This window comes from Azospirillum picis, assembly GCF_017876115.1.
In the GTDB taxonomy this organism is placed as follows: Bacteria; Pseudomonadota; Alphaproteobacteria; order Azospirillales; family Azospirillaceae; genus Azospirillum; species Azospirillum picis.
In genome coordinates this window covers 115,705-132,171 of the sequence record NZ_JAGINO010000004.1, presented here as the reverse complement: position 1 = coordinate 132,171, position 16,467 = coordinate 115,705, and the positions used below count along the sequence as shown (strand labels likewise).

Below are 16,467 nucleotides of genomic sequence, written 5' to 3'. Positions count from 1 at the left end.
GACCGACATGCCGAGCGACAACTTCTCGCTGAACGACCTGAACCCCGCTGACGGCGAGGACTACGCAAGCCCCGGGATCGCCAAGGATCTCGAAGCCGTCTACGACATTCCGGTGCAGATCTCGGCGGTGCTGGGCAAATCGACCATGCAGGTGGCGCAACTGCTGAAGCTGGGCCGCGGCGCCGTGGTCGAGCTGGACCGCAAGGTCGGCGAGGCGATCGACATCTACGTCAACAACCGCCTCGTCGCCCGCGGCGAGGTGGTGGTGGTGGAGGACCGGCTGGGCGTGACCATGACCGAAATCATCAAGTCGGACCGCGGCTGATGGCGGTTCCGTCCGACAGCGCGACGCCCGGACGCGCCAAGGCCGCCGGCCGCGGCGGCCAGGCGGCCCCCGCACCGGCATCCATGGCGGCACCCGCGGCGGCACCGATGGCGGCACCCGCGGCCGCGCCGGGCCGCAGCGTGCGCCTGCGCGGCGGGCTCGATCTCGCGACCCTGGTCGGGCTGGCCGCCGCGGCGGCCGTGATCGTGCTGGCGATCACCACCGGCGGGAACCTGCGCGCCTTCCTCGACCCGCCGTCGCTGCTGATCGTGCTCGGCGGCACGCTGGCCGTCACCACCGCGTCCTTCTCGCTGGGCGACGTCGCCGTCGCCTGGCGGAACGCCGCGGCGGTCCTGGTCCACCAGACGCTCGACCCCAAGGGCGTGGCGCGCCAGGTCCTGCTGCTGGCCGAAGCGGCGCGGCGCGCCGGGCCGGAAACCCTGCGCAACCTGCTGCCGGAGCTGCGCGGCGAGCCGTTTCTCCACCGCAGCGTGTCGCTGATCACCGAAGGCTTGCCGCCCGACGCCATCGAGCGGATGCTGACGGGAGAGGTCGAGGCGACCGCCGGCGGCCACGGACGGAGCGCCGGCGTGCTGCGCCGCGCCTCGGAGGTGGCACCGGCCATGGGGCTGATCGGCACGCTGGTCGGCCTCGTCCAGATGCTGGGCAACCTCAGCGACCCGTCGGCCATCGGCCCGGCGATGGCGCTGGCCCTGCTGACGACCTTCTACGGGGCCGTGCTCGGCAACGTCGTCCTCGCCCCGCTCGCCGCCAAGGTGGAGCGGTCGGCCGAGGAGGACGCGCTGGTCAAGACCCTCTACACCATCGGCGCCGTGTCCATCGCGCGCCAGGAGAACCCGCGGCGTCTGGAGATGCTCCTGAACGCCGTCCTGCCGCCCGAAAAGCGGATCCAGTATTTCGACCGGGAAGCCCCGAGAGTGGGAGCGTAAGGCTATGCGTCTGCTGATCGTTGGTACGTTGGAAGGCTACATCACCGCCGCCGGCAAGATCGCCATGAAGCGCGGGGCCAAGGTGTCGCACACCGACAGCATAGACGGGGCGCTGAACGCCCTGCGCACCGCTGCCGGTGCCGACCTGGTGATGATCGACGTCAAGCTGGACATCGCCGCCTTCATCGACAGCCTGAAGTCGGAACGCATCACCATCCCGGTGGTCGCCTGCGGCATCGGCACCGACGCGGCGGCGGCGGTGCGTGCCATCCGCGCCGGCGCCAAGGAATACCTGCCGCTGCCGCCGAATGCCGAGCTGATCGCCGCGGTGCTGGAGGCGGTTGCCGAGGAGAGCCATTCGATCGTCTGCAGCGACCCGGCGATGCTGGCGACGCTGCGGCTGGCCGAGCAGGTGGCGCCCAGCGACGCCTCGGTGATGATCACCGGCGAGAGCGGCACCGGCAAGGAGCTGATGGCCCGCTTCATCCACCGCAAGAGCCGGCGGGCAAACGAGCCCTTCGTCGCGGTGAACTGCGCCGCCATCCCGGAGAACCTCCTGGAATCCGAGCTGTTCGGCCATGAGAAGGGCGCCTTCACCGGCGCGGTCGCCCGCCGGCTCGGCAAGTTCGAGGAGGCCAACAACGGCACCCTGCTGCTGGACGAGCTGTCGGAGATGCATCCGCGCCTGCAGGCCAAGCTGCTGCGCGCCATCCAGGAGAAGGAGATCGACCGGATCGGCTCGTCGCAGCCGGTCAAGGTCAATGTCCGGCTGATCGCCACCTCCAACCGCAACCTGGAGGCGGAGGTCCGCTCCGGCAACTTCCGCGAGGACCTGTATTTCCGCCTGAACGTCTTCAGCGTGGCGATCCCGTCCCTGCGCGAGCGCCCGGCCGACATCCCGATGATCGCCGAGCATTTCCTCAGGAAGTATGCGGAGGCCAACGGGCTGGGCGACAAGCGCCTGACCGAGGACGCGCTGCTGATGCTGAAGGGCCATCACTGGCGCGGCAACGTGCGCGAGCTTGAGAACACCATGCATCGCGCCGTCCTGCTGTCGCGCGGCGAGGAGGTCGGGCCGGAAGCGATCATGCTGACCAGCAAGATGCTGGCGCCGGAGGGCAGCGCCCAGTCCTCCATCCCCGCCGACTCGCCGGTCGCCAACCCCTTCGCCGGCCCCGGCGGCACCGTTCCGGCGGCACAGCCGGCACCGCAGCCGTCCGCCCCGCTGGTGGTCCCGCCGCCGGGCGCGCTGCCGACCAGCTACGGCCCGAAGGGCGGCCGCCCCGGCCCCTACGGGATGGCCGCCAACAGCGGCGCCGCGGCGGCCGCCAACGCCGGCGGCTCCGGCGCCGGCCTGGGGGCGCTGATCGGCCGCACGGTGGCCGACGTCGAGCGCGACCTGATCCTGGAGACGCTGACCCACTGCCTGGGCAACCGCACCCACGCCGCCAACATCCTGGGCATCTCGATCCGCACCCTGCGCAACAAGCTGAAGCAGTACGGCGACGAGGGCCGCAACGTGCCCGCACCGGGCAACGACGAGCGCGCGACCGCCTGACGGCTGAACTTACGGCCTAGTCCAGGCAAGCGGGAGCGGCGGGAGCATCCATGGCCCTGACGGAGCAGAACACGGGCGGCGGCCGCCCCGCGGGCGGCGGTGCCGGCAACATGGCCGCCTTCGGCGAGATGTGGACGGTCGTCAAGTCGTCGCTGAAGCGCGGCGACGTGGCGATGGCCATCGGCATCCTGATCGTCGTGGTCGGCCTGATCATGCCGCTGCCCAGCATCATGCTCGACATGATGCTGGGGCTGAACATCACCATCTCCATCCTGATCCTGATGGTGGTGCTGTTCATCGAGAAGCCGCTGGAGCTGTCCTCCTACCCGACGATCCTGCTGATCACCACGCTGCTGCGCCTGTCGCTGAACATGGCCTCCACGCGCCTGATCCTGACGCAGGGGCATGAGGGCACGTCCGCCGCCGGCCACGTCATCGAGGCCTTCGCCAGCCTCGTCATGGGCGGCGACTTCGTCATCGGCGTGATCATCTACGCCATCCTGACGATCGTGAACTTCAAGGTCATCACCGCCGGCTCGGGCCGCATCGCCGAGGTGGCGGCGCGCTTCACCCTCGACGCCATGCCCGGCAAGCAGATGGCCATCGACGCCGACCTGTCGGCCGGCATGATCGACGAGGGCACCGCCAGGGTCCGGCGCAAGGAGCTGGAGGACGAAAGCGCCTTCTTCGGCTCGATGGACGGTGCGTCGAAGTTCGTGAAGGGCGACGCGGTCGCCGGCCTGATGATCATGTTCATCAACATCATCGGCGGCGTCACCATCGCGGTGCTGCGCCACGACATGCCGGTGATGACCGCGCTCGACACCTTCACTAAGCTGACCATCGGCGACGGGCTGGTGTCGCAGATCCCGGCGCTGGTGATCTCGATCTCCGCCGGCTTCCTGGTATCGAAGGCCGGCATGGGCGGCTCGACCGACAAGGCGGTGGTCGGCCAGCTCACCGGCCACGGCCAGGCGCTGGCCCTGTCGGCCGGCGCCATCGGCGTTCTGGCCCTGCTGCCCGGCATGCCGATCCTGACGCTCGCCCCGGTCATCGCCGCCGTCGGCGGTGCCGCCTGGTACATGCCGCGCCTGCGCGCGAAGAAGGAGGCGGAAGAGGCCGCGGCGGCGGAGGAAGCGGCGGCGGCCGGCGGTGCCGGGCCGGGCGGCGCACCCGGCGCCGGGCCGGCGCCGGACGAGCCGATCGCCACCGCGCTTGCCATCGACCTGATCCGGCTGGAGCTGGGCTACGGCCTCCTGTCGCTGATCAACCAGCCGCAGGCCGGCAGCCACCGGCTGACCGACCAGATCAAGGGGCTCCGCCGGCAGATCGCCGGCGAGGTCGGCTTCGTCATGCCGGCGGTCCGCATCCAGGACAACCTGCAGCTTCCGCCCAACACCTACATCATCCGGATCAAGGAGATCGAGGCCGGGCGCGGCGACATCCGGCCGAACATGCTGCTGGTGATGGATCCGCGAGGCGACGCCATGAGCCTGCCCGGCGAACAGACGGTGGAGCCGACCTTCGGCCTGCCCGCCATCTGGGTCGAGCCCGGCTACCGCGAGGAGGCGCTGTTCAAGGGCTACACCGTCGTCGACCCCTCGACAGTGGTGACCACGCACCTGACCGAGCTGATCAAGGACAACATGCCGGAGCTGCTGTCCTTCACCGAAACCCAGAAGCTGCTGGACGAGGTCGACAAGGAACACCAGAAGCTGATCGCCGACGTGGTGCCGAATCAGATCACTGTGGGCGGATTGCAACGGGTGTTGCAGAATCTCCTTGCCGAACGCGTCTCGATCCGGGATCTTCCCACCATATTGGAAGGGGTATCCGAAGCGACCAGCCAGACCCGCAGCATCACCCAGATCACCGAGCATGTGCGGTCCCGCCTTGCCCGGCAGATCTGCGACGCGAACACCAACGAGATGGGCTTCATCCCGCTGGTCACCCTGGCGCCCGAATGGGAGCAGGCGTTCGCGGAGTCGCTGGTGGGCGACGGCGACGACCGGCAGTTGACGATGGCGCCTTCCCGCCTGCAGCAGTTCATCACCTCCGTCCGTCAAACCTTCGAGCGACACGCCATGATGGGCGAGAGCCCCGTTCTCCTGACCAGCCCGCTGATCCGGCCCTTCGTCCGCTCCATCGTCGAGCGGTTCAGGCCGGCCACCGTGGTCATGTCGCAGAACGAGATCCATCCCAAGGCGCGCATCAAGACGCTGGGGCAGATCTGATGGTGCCGGCCGCCCGCCATCCCGACATTGACCGAAGGCTGCGCCGATGAGGCTGAAGTCCTTCCACGCCAAGACCATGTCCGACGCCATGCGGATGGTGCGCCAGTCGCTGGGCGACGACGCCATCATCGTCGCCACGCGCGAGGAGGAAGGCGGCGGCGTGCGCGTCACGGCGGCGGTGGAGGAGGACGAGCTTCCGGCGGCCCCGGCGCGCGGCGGCCGGGGCCGCGCCGCGCCGGTTCCGGCTGAGCCGGACATCGACGTCGGCGAGGTGGTCGCCGACGCGCTCCAGCGCCACGGCGTGCCGGCAGCACTTGCCGAACAGCTCATCGACGCCGCCTCCGGCCTCGACACCGAGGACCCGCGGCTGGCCCTGGGGTCCGCCCTCGACTCGGTCTTCACCTTCAAGCCCCTGCCGGACGGGCGGACGGCGGTGAAGCCGATGGCGCTGGTCGGACCGCCCGGCTCCGGCAAGACGCTCGTCGCCGCCAAGCTGGCGGCCCGCGCGGTGTTCAAGAAGCGGTCTGTCGGCGTCATCACCACCGACACGGTGCGGGCCGGCGGCGTCGACCAGCTTGCCGCCTTCACCCGGCTGATGAAGCTGAAGCTGGCGACGGTGGAAGACCCCGACGCACTGGCCGGCGCCTTCGAGGTCCATCGCAAGACCGACCTCGTGCTGGTCGACACCGCCGGGCGCAACCCGTTCGACGCCGAGGACATGGCCGACCTCCGCAGCCTGCTGGCCGCCGGCGAGGTGGAGCCCGTGCTGGTGCTTCCCGCCGGCCTCGACGCGATGGAGGCCGCGGACATGGCGCTGGCCTTCAAGGCGGTCGGCGTCCGGCGCATGCTGGTCACGCGGCTGGACATGGCCCGGCGCCTCGGCAGCCTGCTGGCGATCGCCGCGCGCGCCCGCCTGGCCTTCTGCGACGCCAGCGTGTCGGCGAAGGTGGCGGAGGGGCTGACCACGCTGAACCCGCTGCTGCTCGCCCGCATGATGATCCCGGCCGAGGAGCAGGCCCAGGCCGTGAAGGAAACGGCGCCGAAGCGCGCAACGTGGGACGACGAGGAGGAGCCGGATCCCGGCCCCGATACCCGCGATGCCGACAGGCGCCATGCCGATAGGCGTCCCGTCGACAGAAACCCTGTGGATAGGAACCCTGTCGACGCCGGCCGGTTCGACCCCGACCATGAACCGGCCCCGCCACCGCGAAGGGCCGCCGCCGCGGCCAAGCCCGCCAAACCCGCAACGAAGGCCAAAGCCTCCAGTTCCCCCTCGTCGAGGACCCTGCCATGACCGACCCGGTGTTCCCGGCCGCCCTCAAGAACGTTCGCCCGCTGCGCGGCGCCAACGTCATCGCCGTGGCCAGCGGAAAGGGCGGCGTCGGCAAGACGTGGTTCTCGATCACGCTCAGCCATGCCCTCACCAAGGCGGGAATGAACACGCTGCTGTTCGACGGCGACCTCGGCCTCGCCAACGTCGACATCCAGCTTGGCTTCTCGCCGAAGAACGACCTCGGCGCCGTCATCAACGGCGAGGTGACGCTGGCCAAGGCGGCGCAGCGCTTCCCCGACACCGGCTTCGACATCATCGCCGGGCGGTCCGGGTCCGGCACGCTGGCGCAGTTGCCGAGCCAGCGCCTGTCCGGGCTGCGTAACGACCTGCTGGAGCTGGCACGGAGCTACGACCGGGTGGTGATGGACATGGGTGCCGGCGTCGACCGCACCGTGCGCACCCTCTCCGGCCCGGCGGGCGTGACGCTGGTGGTGACCACCGACGAGCCGACCTCGCTGACCGACGCCTATGCCTTCATCAAGCTGACCCACGCCACCAACCCGTCCGCCGACCTGCGGATCGTGGTGAACATGGCGCAGAGCGTGAAGGACGGCGAACGGACCTACGGCACCATCCTGAAGGCCTGCCAGAACTTCCTGAAATACAAGCCGGCACTGGCGGGAATCATCCGCCGCGACCTGAAGGTGCGCGACGCCATCCGCAGCCAGACCCCGCTGCTCACCCGCTCGCCGGCCAGCGATGCGGCGCGCGACGTCGAGGCGATCGTGCAGCGGCTGCTCGCCAGCACCCGGTAACCGGCGGATGGGCGGCTCGATCCCCGCATCGGTCAGCCCTGCCGCCGCCGGCGCCGCGTCGGCACCCGCCGCCCCCGCGGCCGCCACGGTAACCGCCGAGGCCACGGTGGTCAGGCTTCCCGACCGCCTGCCGGAGGTCACCCGGCCGGTGGTGCTGACCGGCACCGTCACCGGACAGACGCCGGAGGGACTGACCAGCGTCCGCACCGCCGCCGGCGACCTGCTGCTCGACAGCCAAGCCGACCTGCCGCCCGACAAGCCGGTAACGGTGCAGATCACCCCCGGCGCGACGGTTCCCCCCTCGACCCCGCAGGGTCCCGCCGCTACGGCGAGGCCGACGGCCCTGATCCTCCTCCAGGCGTTGGGCGGCCCGGCCGCCGGCCCGGCTCCCGCTGCCGCCCCCCTGCCCGGCGCGCCGGCCGGCACCGCGGGTCTCGGGTCGACGCCGGCGGTGCTGCTGCCGGCACCGCCGTCGGCTCCGGCGGTTGCCGGCCTGCCGCCGTTGCTGCCGGGCACCATCGTCCCCGCCCTGGTGCTCGCCAGCGGATCCGCAGGCAAGCCTGCGGCGGGCGCCCCGCTGGCCGGCCCCGCAGCGGCCGCTGCGGCGGCCACTGCGGCGGCCACTGCGACAGCCATGGCGGCGGCACCACCCGCGGACCCTGCGGCAACATCCGACGGCACCAAGCCCGGCGCACCGGCCGGAGCGGCACCGGCGGCGCAATCCGCCCTGCCCCCGGCCGGCGGCGGCGCCACCTTCGGCGTGCCGATCGAGCTGGGAGGGGATGCCGCCCATCCCGGCGCCGATGCCCCGATGGCGCCCTCCGATGCCGGACCGGCGGACGAGGCCGCTCTTCCGCCGACGGCGGGCCGGCAGCCTGCCGAGCCGCCGGACCTTCCACGCGGTGCCACCGTGGCGCTCAGGATCCTGACGGTGACGTTGCCTCCGGACCAGAAAGCCCCCGGCGAGGCCGGCGCCGGAGGCGGCGGCATGGGAGGCAGGCCGGCCGGCGGCCAGGAGAGCGGCGGCCAAGCCGCGTCCATGCCATCGGTCCCCGATGCTTCGCCGGATGGCCCGCCGAATGGCCCGCCGAGTGACTTGGGCGAGCCCGCGGACCTCCCGGTGCTGCGGGCCACCGTCGCCGGAAGCACCCCCCAGGGCCAGCCCATCCTGGCGACCAGACAGGGCATGCTGGCGCTGGCGGTTCCGGCAAGCCTGCCCCAGGGCGCGCGCGTGACCGCAGCGCTGACCGATCTCGCCCAGGCCATGCAGGGGCTGGCGCCGGCGCAGCCCGGCCCTCCGGGTCCCCTCGGCGAGCGGGACTGGCCGGCGATGCGGCAACTGATGGCGGCGCTGGCGGCGGCCGACCCGGCGCTGGCGCGGTCGATGCAGGCGACGATGCCGCAGCCGAACCGCAAGCTGACGGCGGCGCTCAGCTTCTTCCTGTCGGCGCTGCGCGGCGGCGATGCGCAGGGATGGCTGGGCGAGGATGCCGCCGCCGCCCTCGACAAGGGGGGGCGGCGCGACCTGCTCGACCGTCTCGAAAAGGATTTCGACGGCCTGCGCCGCGACGCCGCCGAGCCGCTTCCCGGCGACTGGCGCCAGTACACCATCCCGCTCATGGATGCCGGGGTGCCGAAGCCGGTCCGGCTCCATGTCCATCCCCTGAGCGAGGACGAAGAGGGCGGCGAAGGCAAGGACCGCAAGAAGCCCGGCAGCCGCTTTGTCATCGACGTGGATCTCAGCCGCTTCGGCCCGATGCAGCTCGACGGCCTGGTGCGGCCCAACCATTTCGACCTGATCCTGCGCAGCCACGCCGCCCTGCCGCCGGACCTGCGGGTCGAGCTGATCCAGATCTTCGCCGACAGCATCCGCGCGGTGGGCTATACCGGCGGCCTGTCCTTCCAGTCGGGCGCCCGAAGCTGGGTGAAGCTGACCCGCGCCGGGCGCGCGGGCCTGGGGGTGTCGGCATGAGACGCGACCGCCTAGTCACCCAGCCCTCTCCCGACCCGCGCCACGACTATCTGGTGGAGCTTCGCGGCGAGCCGCAGGGCGGCACACGGCTGCTGCTGCGGCTGGTGCCGGACCGGCTGGTGCTGGAGCCGGCCGGCTTCGCCGGCTATCTGGGCGGCTTCGCAGATTTCCCCGGCGGCCTGGAGGCCCTGGCCCTGGCCCTGCTGGACGACATCAACAACGAACTGGTGCCGCGATGGGTCGAGGTGACGGTCGAACGCGACGCCCCCCTGCCGCACCGCGTCGTGATCGAGGACCGCCAGCCGACCTGGGACAATCCGCAATTGATGGGACGGCTGCGGCGGGTGTGAGGGGACGTCTGGCGATTGCCCCCTCCTGCCCCCCTTCCACGTCGCCGCAGAGGGACTGCCGCCGACCGTCACCCCGCCAGGAAGCCCTTCAGCGCGTCGACGACGGCCCGCATGTCCTCCTCGGTGCCGATGGTGATGCGCAGGCAGCTCGGCAGGCCGTAGGACGGCATCTGGCGGACCAGGATGCCGCGGGCCTTCAGGAACTGGCGGGCGGCCTCGGCGTCGTCCTTGCCGGCCGGCTGGCCCTTGAAGTCGACCAGGACGAAGTTGGTGACGCTCGGGTGCACCGTCAGGCCGAGATCGCGCACCGCCGACGAGAACCAGTCGCGCCACTGCTCGTTGTGGCGGCGGGAGCGGTCGAGGAACTCGGCATCCTCCACGGCGGCGATGCCGGCGACATGGGCGGCGTTCGACACGTTGAAGGGGCCGCGGACGCGGTTCAGCACGTCGACGATGGCCGCCGGCCCGTAGCACCAGCCGATGCGCAGCGATCCCAGGGCGAAGATCTTGGAGAAGGTCCGGGTCATCACGACGTTCGGGAACTTCTCCACCAACTCCTCGCCGGCGGTGTAGTCGTCCTTGTTCATGTATTCGGCATAGGCCGCGTCGATGACCAGGATGACGTCCGACGGCAGGCCGGCATGCAGCCGCGCCACCTCCGACGCCGGCAGATAGGTGCCGGTCGGGTTGTTGGGGTTGGCGAGGAAGACCAGCCGGGTGCGCGGGGTGACGCGCGCCAGCAACTGGTCGACGCTGGCGGTCAGCCCGTCCTCCGGGGCGGTGACCGGCGTCGCGCCGACCGACTTGGCACCGATCGGATACATCAGGAAGCCGTACTGCGAGTACAGCACCTCGTCGCCCGGCCCGGCGTAGGAGCGGATCAGCAGGCTGATGATCTCGTCGGAGCCGGCGCCACAGACGATGCGGTCGGCATCCAGGTTGAAGCGCTTGGCGATCGCGCCGCGCAGGGCGGCCGAGGCGCCGTCGGGATACCGGTGCAGGGTCGACGCCGCCGCGGCATAGGCGTCCATCGCCCTGGGGCTCGGGCCCAGCGCCCCCTCGTTGGAGGCGAGGCGGATATGACCCTGATGCTCGCCGCCGACATAGGCGGCGATGTCGAGAATCCCCGGACGCGGCTGCGGGCCGTTCGACTCGGTCATGGCGTGCGAACCTTCTGACTCATGAGGATGAACGTGAAGCGGACGGAGCACTGTGCCCGAAGCGGGCCGGTCAGCCCAGATGCAACGGCACCGCATAGCCGCCGACCAGGTTGACCCGCAGCGGAATCTCCCCGGACCGCTCGGCCAGGGCGGCAAGGCGGGGGTCGCCGTGGCCGACGAAATCGGCGATCTCGACCAGATGCACCGACGGCCCGCCATGGGCGCTGCCCGAGGGGCTGGTAGCGTGGCCGGCCGGGTGCCAGGTGCAGAAGCTCACCGGCGGCAGGCCGCAGGACTCGAGCATGTCCTTCAGGCGGCCGCGGCTGAAATCGCCGCCGATCTCGATGCTCAGCAGGCTGCGGTCGTCCCCGGTCGGCTCGTGCGGGACGGCGGCGATGGCCAGCGCGTCGCGGTTCTCGCCGCGGCCGTTGCCGCGCCCGCCGAACGGAAGCCGGGCCACCACCTGCGGCCGGCTGACGTCGGACGACACCAGGAAACGCCACCAGGGATCGCTGTCGTCGTCGGCCGGATAGGGAACGACCGCGACGGTGGCGGTTCCGTCGGACACCGCACGCAGCGCGGCGGCGGGGGTGTTGACCGCGGTCATCGGCACGAAGCTGCCGAAATGGTCGCGGGCGACGTCCCAGAAGCCGCGGCGATCCTCCGGCGCGTAGACCGCGACCGCGAAAGGACCCTGGAGCCGGGTGAAGGCGGTGATCATCTCCCGCCAGATGCGCACCACCGCCTGGGCCGGGAAGGAGCCGGAATGGCGGGCCATCAGGCGCCTCAGGATGGTCGCCTCGCGCGCCGGCCGCAGGAAGACGGCATGACCCGTCCCCGCCGCCTGGACAGCGGCCGGCAGGGTGCCCTTCACCGTCCCGATGCGCTCCACAACCGCGGCGCGGCGCATCAGCAGGTCATGGATCGCGTCGTCGATCTGGTCGATCTCGCGGCGCAAATCGTCGAGCGGTGTCCGGGCGGTCATGGGGCAGGAAACCTAAAGAGGCAAAGCCGGATAGTAGTAGTCCGCATGCGTCATGAAATCAAAGAAAACATTGACACTCCGGAGCGCAGCTTAATAGCTATACGCTCCCGTTCCGCCCTCATTCCCCGGCCCGCAGACGATGCGCCCCCGGGGAAACCGTCGGTGTTTTCCAGGCAGGATCCCCAAGGCACGAGCCACCCATGTCAGCGCCACCGCCGCCCGCGCCGCCGCCCGCGCAGCCGCCCGCGCAGCCGGTGGCGCACCAGACTTCGCAGCCCGGCTCCGCCGGCGCCGAGGGGCGCGACTTGCCCGGCAAGCGCGTGCGGCTGGCAGTGGACCGCCCGATGCGGCTCGACAGCGGGGTGGAGATCGGCGGCTTCCAGATCGCCTACCAGACCTACGGCACGCTGAACGCCGACCGGTCGAACGCCATCCTGGTCTGCCACGCGCTGACCGGCGACCACTTCGTGGTGGAGCGCCACCCGGTCACCGGCAAGCCCGGCTGGTGGGAGATGCTGGTCGGTCCCGGCAAGCCGGTGGACACCGACCGCTACTTCGTCATCTGCTCCAACGTGCTGGGCGGCTGCCTCGGCAGCACCGGGCCGAAGGACGCCGATCCGGCCACCGGCAGGCCGTATGGCCTGTCCTTCCCGGTGGTGACCATCGGCGACATGGTGCGGGCGCAGAAGCTGCTGATCGACCATCTCGGCATCGACAGGCTGTTCTGCGTCGTCGGCGGGTCGATGGGCGGGATGCAGGTGCTGCAATGGGCCGTCGCCTACCCCGAAACGGTCTTCGCCGCCGTTCCCATCGCCACCGCAGCCCGCCATTCGGCGCAGAACATCGCCTTCCACGAGGTCGGGCGGCAGGCGATCATGGCCGACCCGAACTGGCGCGGCGGCAACTACCTGCTGGAGGGCACCAGGCCCGAAGCCGGGCTGGCGGTGGCGCGGATGGCCGCCCACATCACCTACCTGTCCGAAACGGCCCTGCACCGCAAGTTCGGCCGCAACCTGCAGGACCGCAAGGCCGTCACCTACGGCTTCGACGCCGATTTCCAGGTCGAGAGCTACCTGCGCTACCAGGGTGCGGCCTTCGTCGAGCGGTTCGACGCCAATTCCTACCTCTACATCACCCGCGCGATGGATTACTTCGACCTCGCCGCCGATGCCGGCGGGTCGCTGGCCAACGCCTTCCGGCCGGGCGGCCGGACGACGCCGGTGCGCTTCTGCCTCGCCAGCTTCTCCAGCGACTGGCTGTTCCCGACCGCCGAATCGCGCGCCATCGTGCATGCGCTGAACGCGGTCGCCGCCAACGTCAGCTTCGTGGAGATCGAGACGGACAAGGGCCACGACGCCTTCCTGCTGGACGAGCCGGAGTTCCATCAGGTCATCCACGGCTTCCTGGAGGGCTGCGCCGAGCATCGCGGCCTCTCCCCCCGCCGCCGCGCCCGCTGAAAGGCCGACCTCCCGCCATGGTGGACATCCGCGACGACCTGAAGCTGATCGCCGAGATGGTGGCGCCGGACAGCCGGGTGCTGGACGTCGGCTGCGGCGACGGCGCCCTCCTGGACCACCTGACCCATGCCAAGAACGTCGACGGGCGCGGCATCGAGCTGAGCATGGACGGCGTGCGGCGCTGCGTGGCGCAGGGCCTGTCGGTGATCCAGGGCGACGCCGAGACCGACCTGAAGGACTATCCGGCCGACGCCTTCGACTATGTGATCCTCGGCCAGACGCTGCAGGCGATGAGGCAGCCGCGCGAGGTCCTGGAGATGATGTGCCGGATCGGCCGCCGCGCCATCGTCTCCGTGCCGAATTTCGGCTATTGGCGCGTCCGCATGCAGCTCATGGTCACCGGGCGCATGCCGGTGACCGAAAAGCTGGGCTACCAGTGGTGGGAGACGCCCAACATCCATTTCTGCACGCTGCGCGACTTCGTCGTGCTGACCGAGGAGATGGGAATCACCATTGAGCAGACCCGGATCATCGACCGGGCCGGCCGGGTGACCAGCCGCGCCCATTCCGGCTTCGCCAACCTTCTGGGAGAGCAGGGCGTGTTCCTGCTGCGGCGGGGGTGAGCGGAACCTTTCACCGCGCCCAAGTGTTCATGATGCGTTCCTTTTCGACGAGGTGACCATCATGACCACCAAGAAGACCACCGCGCACGAGGACGACCGTCGCGAGTCCCATCGGCCCGACCATTCCGGGACGAATCATTCCGGACACGATAACCCCAAGACCGGTCCCGACACCTCCAACCGCGACAAGGATCCGGACGACTGGACCACCGGCGACGAGCCGATGACCGGCGCCCAGGCCTCCTACCTGAAGACCCTGAGCGAGGAGGCCGGCGAGGCGTTCGACGACAGCCTCACCAAGGCCGACGCGTCGAAGCGGATCGATGCGCTTCAGGAGAAGACCGGGCGCGGCCAGCAGAGGCCGGCGCCGTCCGGCCGAAAGGCCAGGGCGACGCTTTGACGACCGCCGAGGCAACCTGCGGGCGGTCTGGGGTGTTTAGCAGGGGAACACCGCCTCCGAACGGAAGGGTTGCCCCATGCTCCGCCCCGCCATCGCCCGCAGATTCCCAGACAACAGCCTGCGCCCGCTGCTGGTCGCCGTGCCGGCCGCGGCACTCCTGCTGACCGGGACGGCCCTGGCGCAATCGCCGGCCCCACCCCAGGCACAGGCCCAGACACAGGCACAGGCCCCCGGCACCGCCCCGCCGCTGATGACCGCCCCCCGGCCGGACGACCAGCCGGCCACCGACCCGGTGACGTCGCCGCCCGGCGTCAGCGGCGAAGCCCCGTCGACGGAGGTGCAGAACCCGGCGGCGCCCGCCGGCTCCTCCGCCGGCGGCATCCCCTCCGCATCCGCCCCGCCGGTCGCGGCGCTGCCCGATGCGGCCCTCGACCCGCAGCAGGCACGCTCGCTGGTGGGAACCGAACTGCTCACCCGCGACGGCCAGCCAGGCGGCCGCATCCTGGACTTCACGCTCGCCGATCCCGGCGGCAGCATCAGCCGGGTCGTCGTCGCGCCGAACGAGGTGCTGGGGCTGGGACAGAAGCTGGTGGCGGTGCCGGTCGGCGCCCTGATGAACGGGCCGAAGGGGCCGGCGCTGGACATGAGCGAACAGGACCTGGGCAGCGCCCCGACCTTCGCCTATGGCCAGGAGCGGACCCTGACGCGGCCCGACGGGAAGTGACCGGCAGGTAACCGCCGCGGCCGGCGTCACGCCCGTCAGTGGGCCGGCCGGCCGCGCAGCGCGCCGACCACGCAGGCGACGAGGCACAGGCCGGCGGCCAGCCACAGCACCGCCACCGTGCCGTCGGCCTTGCCCAGCGCGGTGAAGGTCAGCCCGACCGCTGCCGCACCCAGGGTCTGGCCAAGCAGCCGGCCGGTGGACTGGATGCCGCTGGCCCCGCCGCTCCGCTCCTTGGGTGCGCTGCTGACCAGCACCTTGTTGTTGGGGGTCTGGAACAGGCCGAAGCCGAAGCCCGCCAGCGCCATCCGCCACGCCGCGTCGGCCACCGTCGGGTCATGCGGCAGCAACGCCATCAGGGCGAGGCCGCAGGCGAACAGGCCGAGGCCGACGGAGGCCAGCCGGCTGGCATCGTAGCGGTCGGCCAGCCGCCCGGTGATCGGCGCGACCAGCGCCACCATCAGCGGCCACGGCGTCATCAGCAGGCCCGATTCCGCCTGCGAGCGGCCCAGTACGTCCTCGAAGAAGAAGGGCAGCGACACGAAGGCGATGTTCTGCGCCGCGAAGGAGCAGACCGAAGTCACCACCGTCAGGGCGAAGACCGGACGGCGGAGCAGGTCCACCGGGAGCAGCGGCGTGGTCTGCGACAGCTCCCGGCGCACCAGCGTCACGCCCAGCGCCAGCGCGCCCGCCAGTTCCGCCGCCACCTGCCAGGCGGGCTGGCTGCCGTCGATCCCCTTGAAGCCGACGATCAGCAGGCCGAGCGTGCCGGCGTTCAGCGCCGCGCTCAGCCAGTCGAAGCGGTGGCCCGCCGGATTGGAGACCGGCATCGCCTTCGAGGCCACCGCCAGCGCCGCAAGGCCGAGCGGCACGTTCACCGCGAACAGCCAGGGCCAGGAGGCGGCGGACAGGATCAGCGCCGCCAGGCTGGGACCGGCGGCCGACGACACCGCGACGATCATCGCGTTGTAGCCGACCCCGCGGCCGAGATGCGTGGAGGGATAGATGTGCCGCACCAGGGCGAGGTTCACGCTCATGATGCCGGCGCCGCCGAGGCCCTGCAGGACGCGGGCGATGGTCAGCACCGGCAGGTTCGGCGCGAGCGCACAGCCCAGCGAGGCGACGGTGAAGACCGCCAGCCCGACGCCATAGACCCGGCGGTAGCCGACGATGTCGCCGAGCGAGGCCAGCGGGAACAGCGCCACGGTGACCGCCATCTGGTAGGCGTTGACCACCCAGATGGCGCTGGCGGCGTCGACGGCGAATTCGCGCTGGATGGTCGGCAGGGCGATGTTGGCGACCACCCCGTCCAGCACCGCCATGATCAGCGCCACCGTCATCGCGGCCATCGCCCAATAGCGCTGCGGCAGCGGCAGGCCATCCTGTACCGGAACAGCCGCCGCGGGCTGGCGGGCCGCGCTGCCTGGGGGCGAGGTGGCGGGCGAAGCGGAGGTCGGGGCTGACATATCGGGCATGCGGAGAGAATAGAGGCAGGCGGTCGCTTCGCCCGCGCAGCATTTTCGCATGCAAGCGTTGCGAAAGCCGAGCGCCGGGCTTGGTTTCCAACCGGGCTGGCTCCAGCCGGGTGGGCTCCAAACGGGCGGGCACGGCAGGGAACCGCCCGCTCGCCCCTCCTGTTGGAAA

15 protein-coding genes are annotated in these 16,467 nt (G+C 71.1%); 12 read left to right on the top strand and 3 right to left on the bottom strand.

The window, feature by feature from the left end; all coding sequences use genetic code 11:
* Positions 1–7 precede the first annotated feature (7 nt).
* Genes fliN through J2850_RS07880 form a run of 8 tightly spaced genes read left to right on the top strand, consistent with a single transcriptional unit; the run spans position 8 to position 9,477 of the window.
* Complete coding sequence (fliN, locus tag J2850_RS07915) at positions 8–325, top strand: flagellar motor switch protein FliN (protein WP_209980390.1); 318 nt, start codon at positions 8–10, stop codon at positions 323–325.
* Entirely contained in the window at positions 325–1,275 is a 951-nt protein-coding gene (locus J2850_RS07910) for a motility protein A (RefSeq protein ID WP_209980388.1), read from the top strand. The genes fliN and J2850_RS07910 overlap by 1 nt, the downstream gene beginning before the upstream one ends.
* 4 nt (positions 1,276–1,279) lie before the next feature.
* Positions 1,280–2,833 carry a sigma-54-dependent transcriptional regulator gene (locus J2850_RS07905; protein ID WP_209980387.1) on the top strand — a complete coding sequence of 518 codons (1,554 nt, stop codon included), beginning with the start codon at positions 1,280–1,282 and terminating at the stop codon, positions 2,831–2,833.
* A 50-nt stretch (positions 2,834–2,883) separates the two neighbouring features.
* Entirely contained in the window at positions 2,884–5,067 is a 2,184-nt protein-coding gene (flhA, locus tag J2850_RS07900) for a flagellar biosynthesis protein FlhA (RefSeq protein WP_209980386.1), read from the top strand.
* 46 nt (positions 5,068–5,113) lie between these two features.
* On the top strand, positions 5,114–6,361 hold the full coding sequence (locus J2850_RS07895; protein ID WP_209980384.1) for a flagellar biosynthesis protein FlhF: 1,248 nt from the start codon (positions 5,114–5,116) through the stop codon (positions 6,359–6,361).
* Positions 6,358–7,155, top strand: a complete 798-nt coding sequence (locus J2850_RS07890) for a MinD/ParA family protein (RefSeq protein WP_209980383.1) — start codon at positions 6,358–6,360, stop codon at positions 7,153–7,155. Before J2850_RS07895 ends, J2850_RS07890 begins: the two co-directional genes overlap by 4 nt.
* Positions 7,156–7,162: 7 nt before the next feature.
* Entirely contained in the window at positions 7,163–9,127 is a 1,965-nt protein-coding gene (locus tag J2850_RS07885; RefSeq protein ID WP_209980381.1) for a hypothetical protein, read from the top strand.
* Positions 9,124–9,477: a hypothetical protein gene (locus tag J2850_RS07880; RefSeq protein ID WP_209980380.1), complete on the top strand. Its 354-nt coding sequence runs from the start codon at positions 9,124–9,126 to the stop codon at positions 9,475–9,477. Before J2850_RS07885 ends, J2850_RS07880 begins: the two co-directional genes overlap by 4 nt.
* 68 nt (positions 9,478–9,545) lie before the next feature.
* Here the strand turns inward: J2850_RS07880 and hisC are convergent, their stop codons facing one another.
* Complete coding sequence (hisC, locus tag J2850_RS07875) at positions 9,546–10,637, bottom strand: histidinol-phosphate transaminase (protein WP_209980378.1); 1,092 nt, start codon at positions 10,635–10,637, stop codon at positions 9,546–9,548.
* Between the two features lie 70 nt (positions 10,638–10,707).
* Entirely contained in the window at positions 10,708–11,622 is a 915-nt protein-coding gene (gene pheA / locus J2850_RS07870; protein ID WP_209980377.1) for a chorismate mutase, read from the bottom strand.
* A 200-nt stretch (positions 11,623–11,822) separates the two neighbouring features.
* Here pheA and metX point away from each other — a divergent pair, with 200 nt between their 5' ends.
* The 4 genes from metX to J2850_RS07850 all read left to right on the top strand — a co-directional run bounded on the left by metX (position 11,823) and on the right by J2850_RS07850 (position 14,826).
* The gene (metX, locus tag J2850_RS07865) at positions 11,823–13,079 is read left to right on the top strand and encodes a homoserine O-acetyltransferase MetX (RefSeq protein ID WP_246512893.1); all 1,257 of its coding nucleotides are present in this window, start codon (positions 11,823–11,825) and stop codon (positions 13,077–13,079) included.
* Positions 13,080–13,096: 17 nt separating this feature from the next.
* Complete coding sequence (gene metW / locus J2850_RS07860) at positions 13,097–13,702, top strand: methionine biosynthesis protein MetW (RefSeq protein WP_209980375.1); 606 nt, start codon at positions 13,097–13,099, stop codon at positions 13,700–13,702.
* A gap of 61 nt (positions 13,703–13,763) precedes the next feature.
* Complete coding sequence (locus tag J2850_RS07855) at positions 13,764–14,102, top strand: DUF3072 domain-containing protein (protein ID WP_209980373.1); 339 nt, start codon at positions 13,764–13,766, stop codon at positions 14,100–14,102.
* 76 nt (positions 14,103–14,178) lie between these two features.
* Positions 14,179–14,826: a PRC-barrel domain-containing protein gene (locus tag J2850_RS07850; protein ID WP_209980371.1), complete on the top strand. Its 648-nt coding sequence runs from the start codon at positions 14,179–14,181 to the stop codon at positions 14,824–14,826.
* Between the two features lie 35 nt (positions 14,827–14,861).
* Here J2850_RS07850 and J2850_RS07845 read toward each other — a convergent pair whose 3' ends face one another.
* The gene (locus J2850_RS07845) at positions 14,862–16,289 is read right to left on the bottom strand and encodes an MFS transporter (RefSeq protein WP_209980370.1); all 1,428 of its coding nucleotides are present in this window, start codon (positions 16,287–16,289) and stop codon (positions 14,862–14,864) included.
* Between the last annotated feature and the right edge of the window lie 178 nt (positions 16,290–16,467).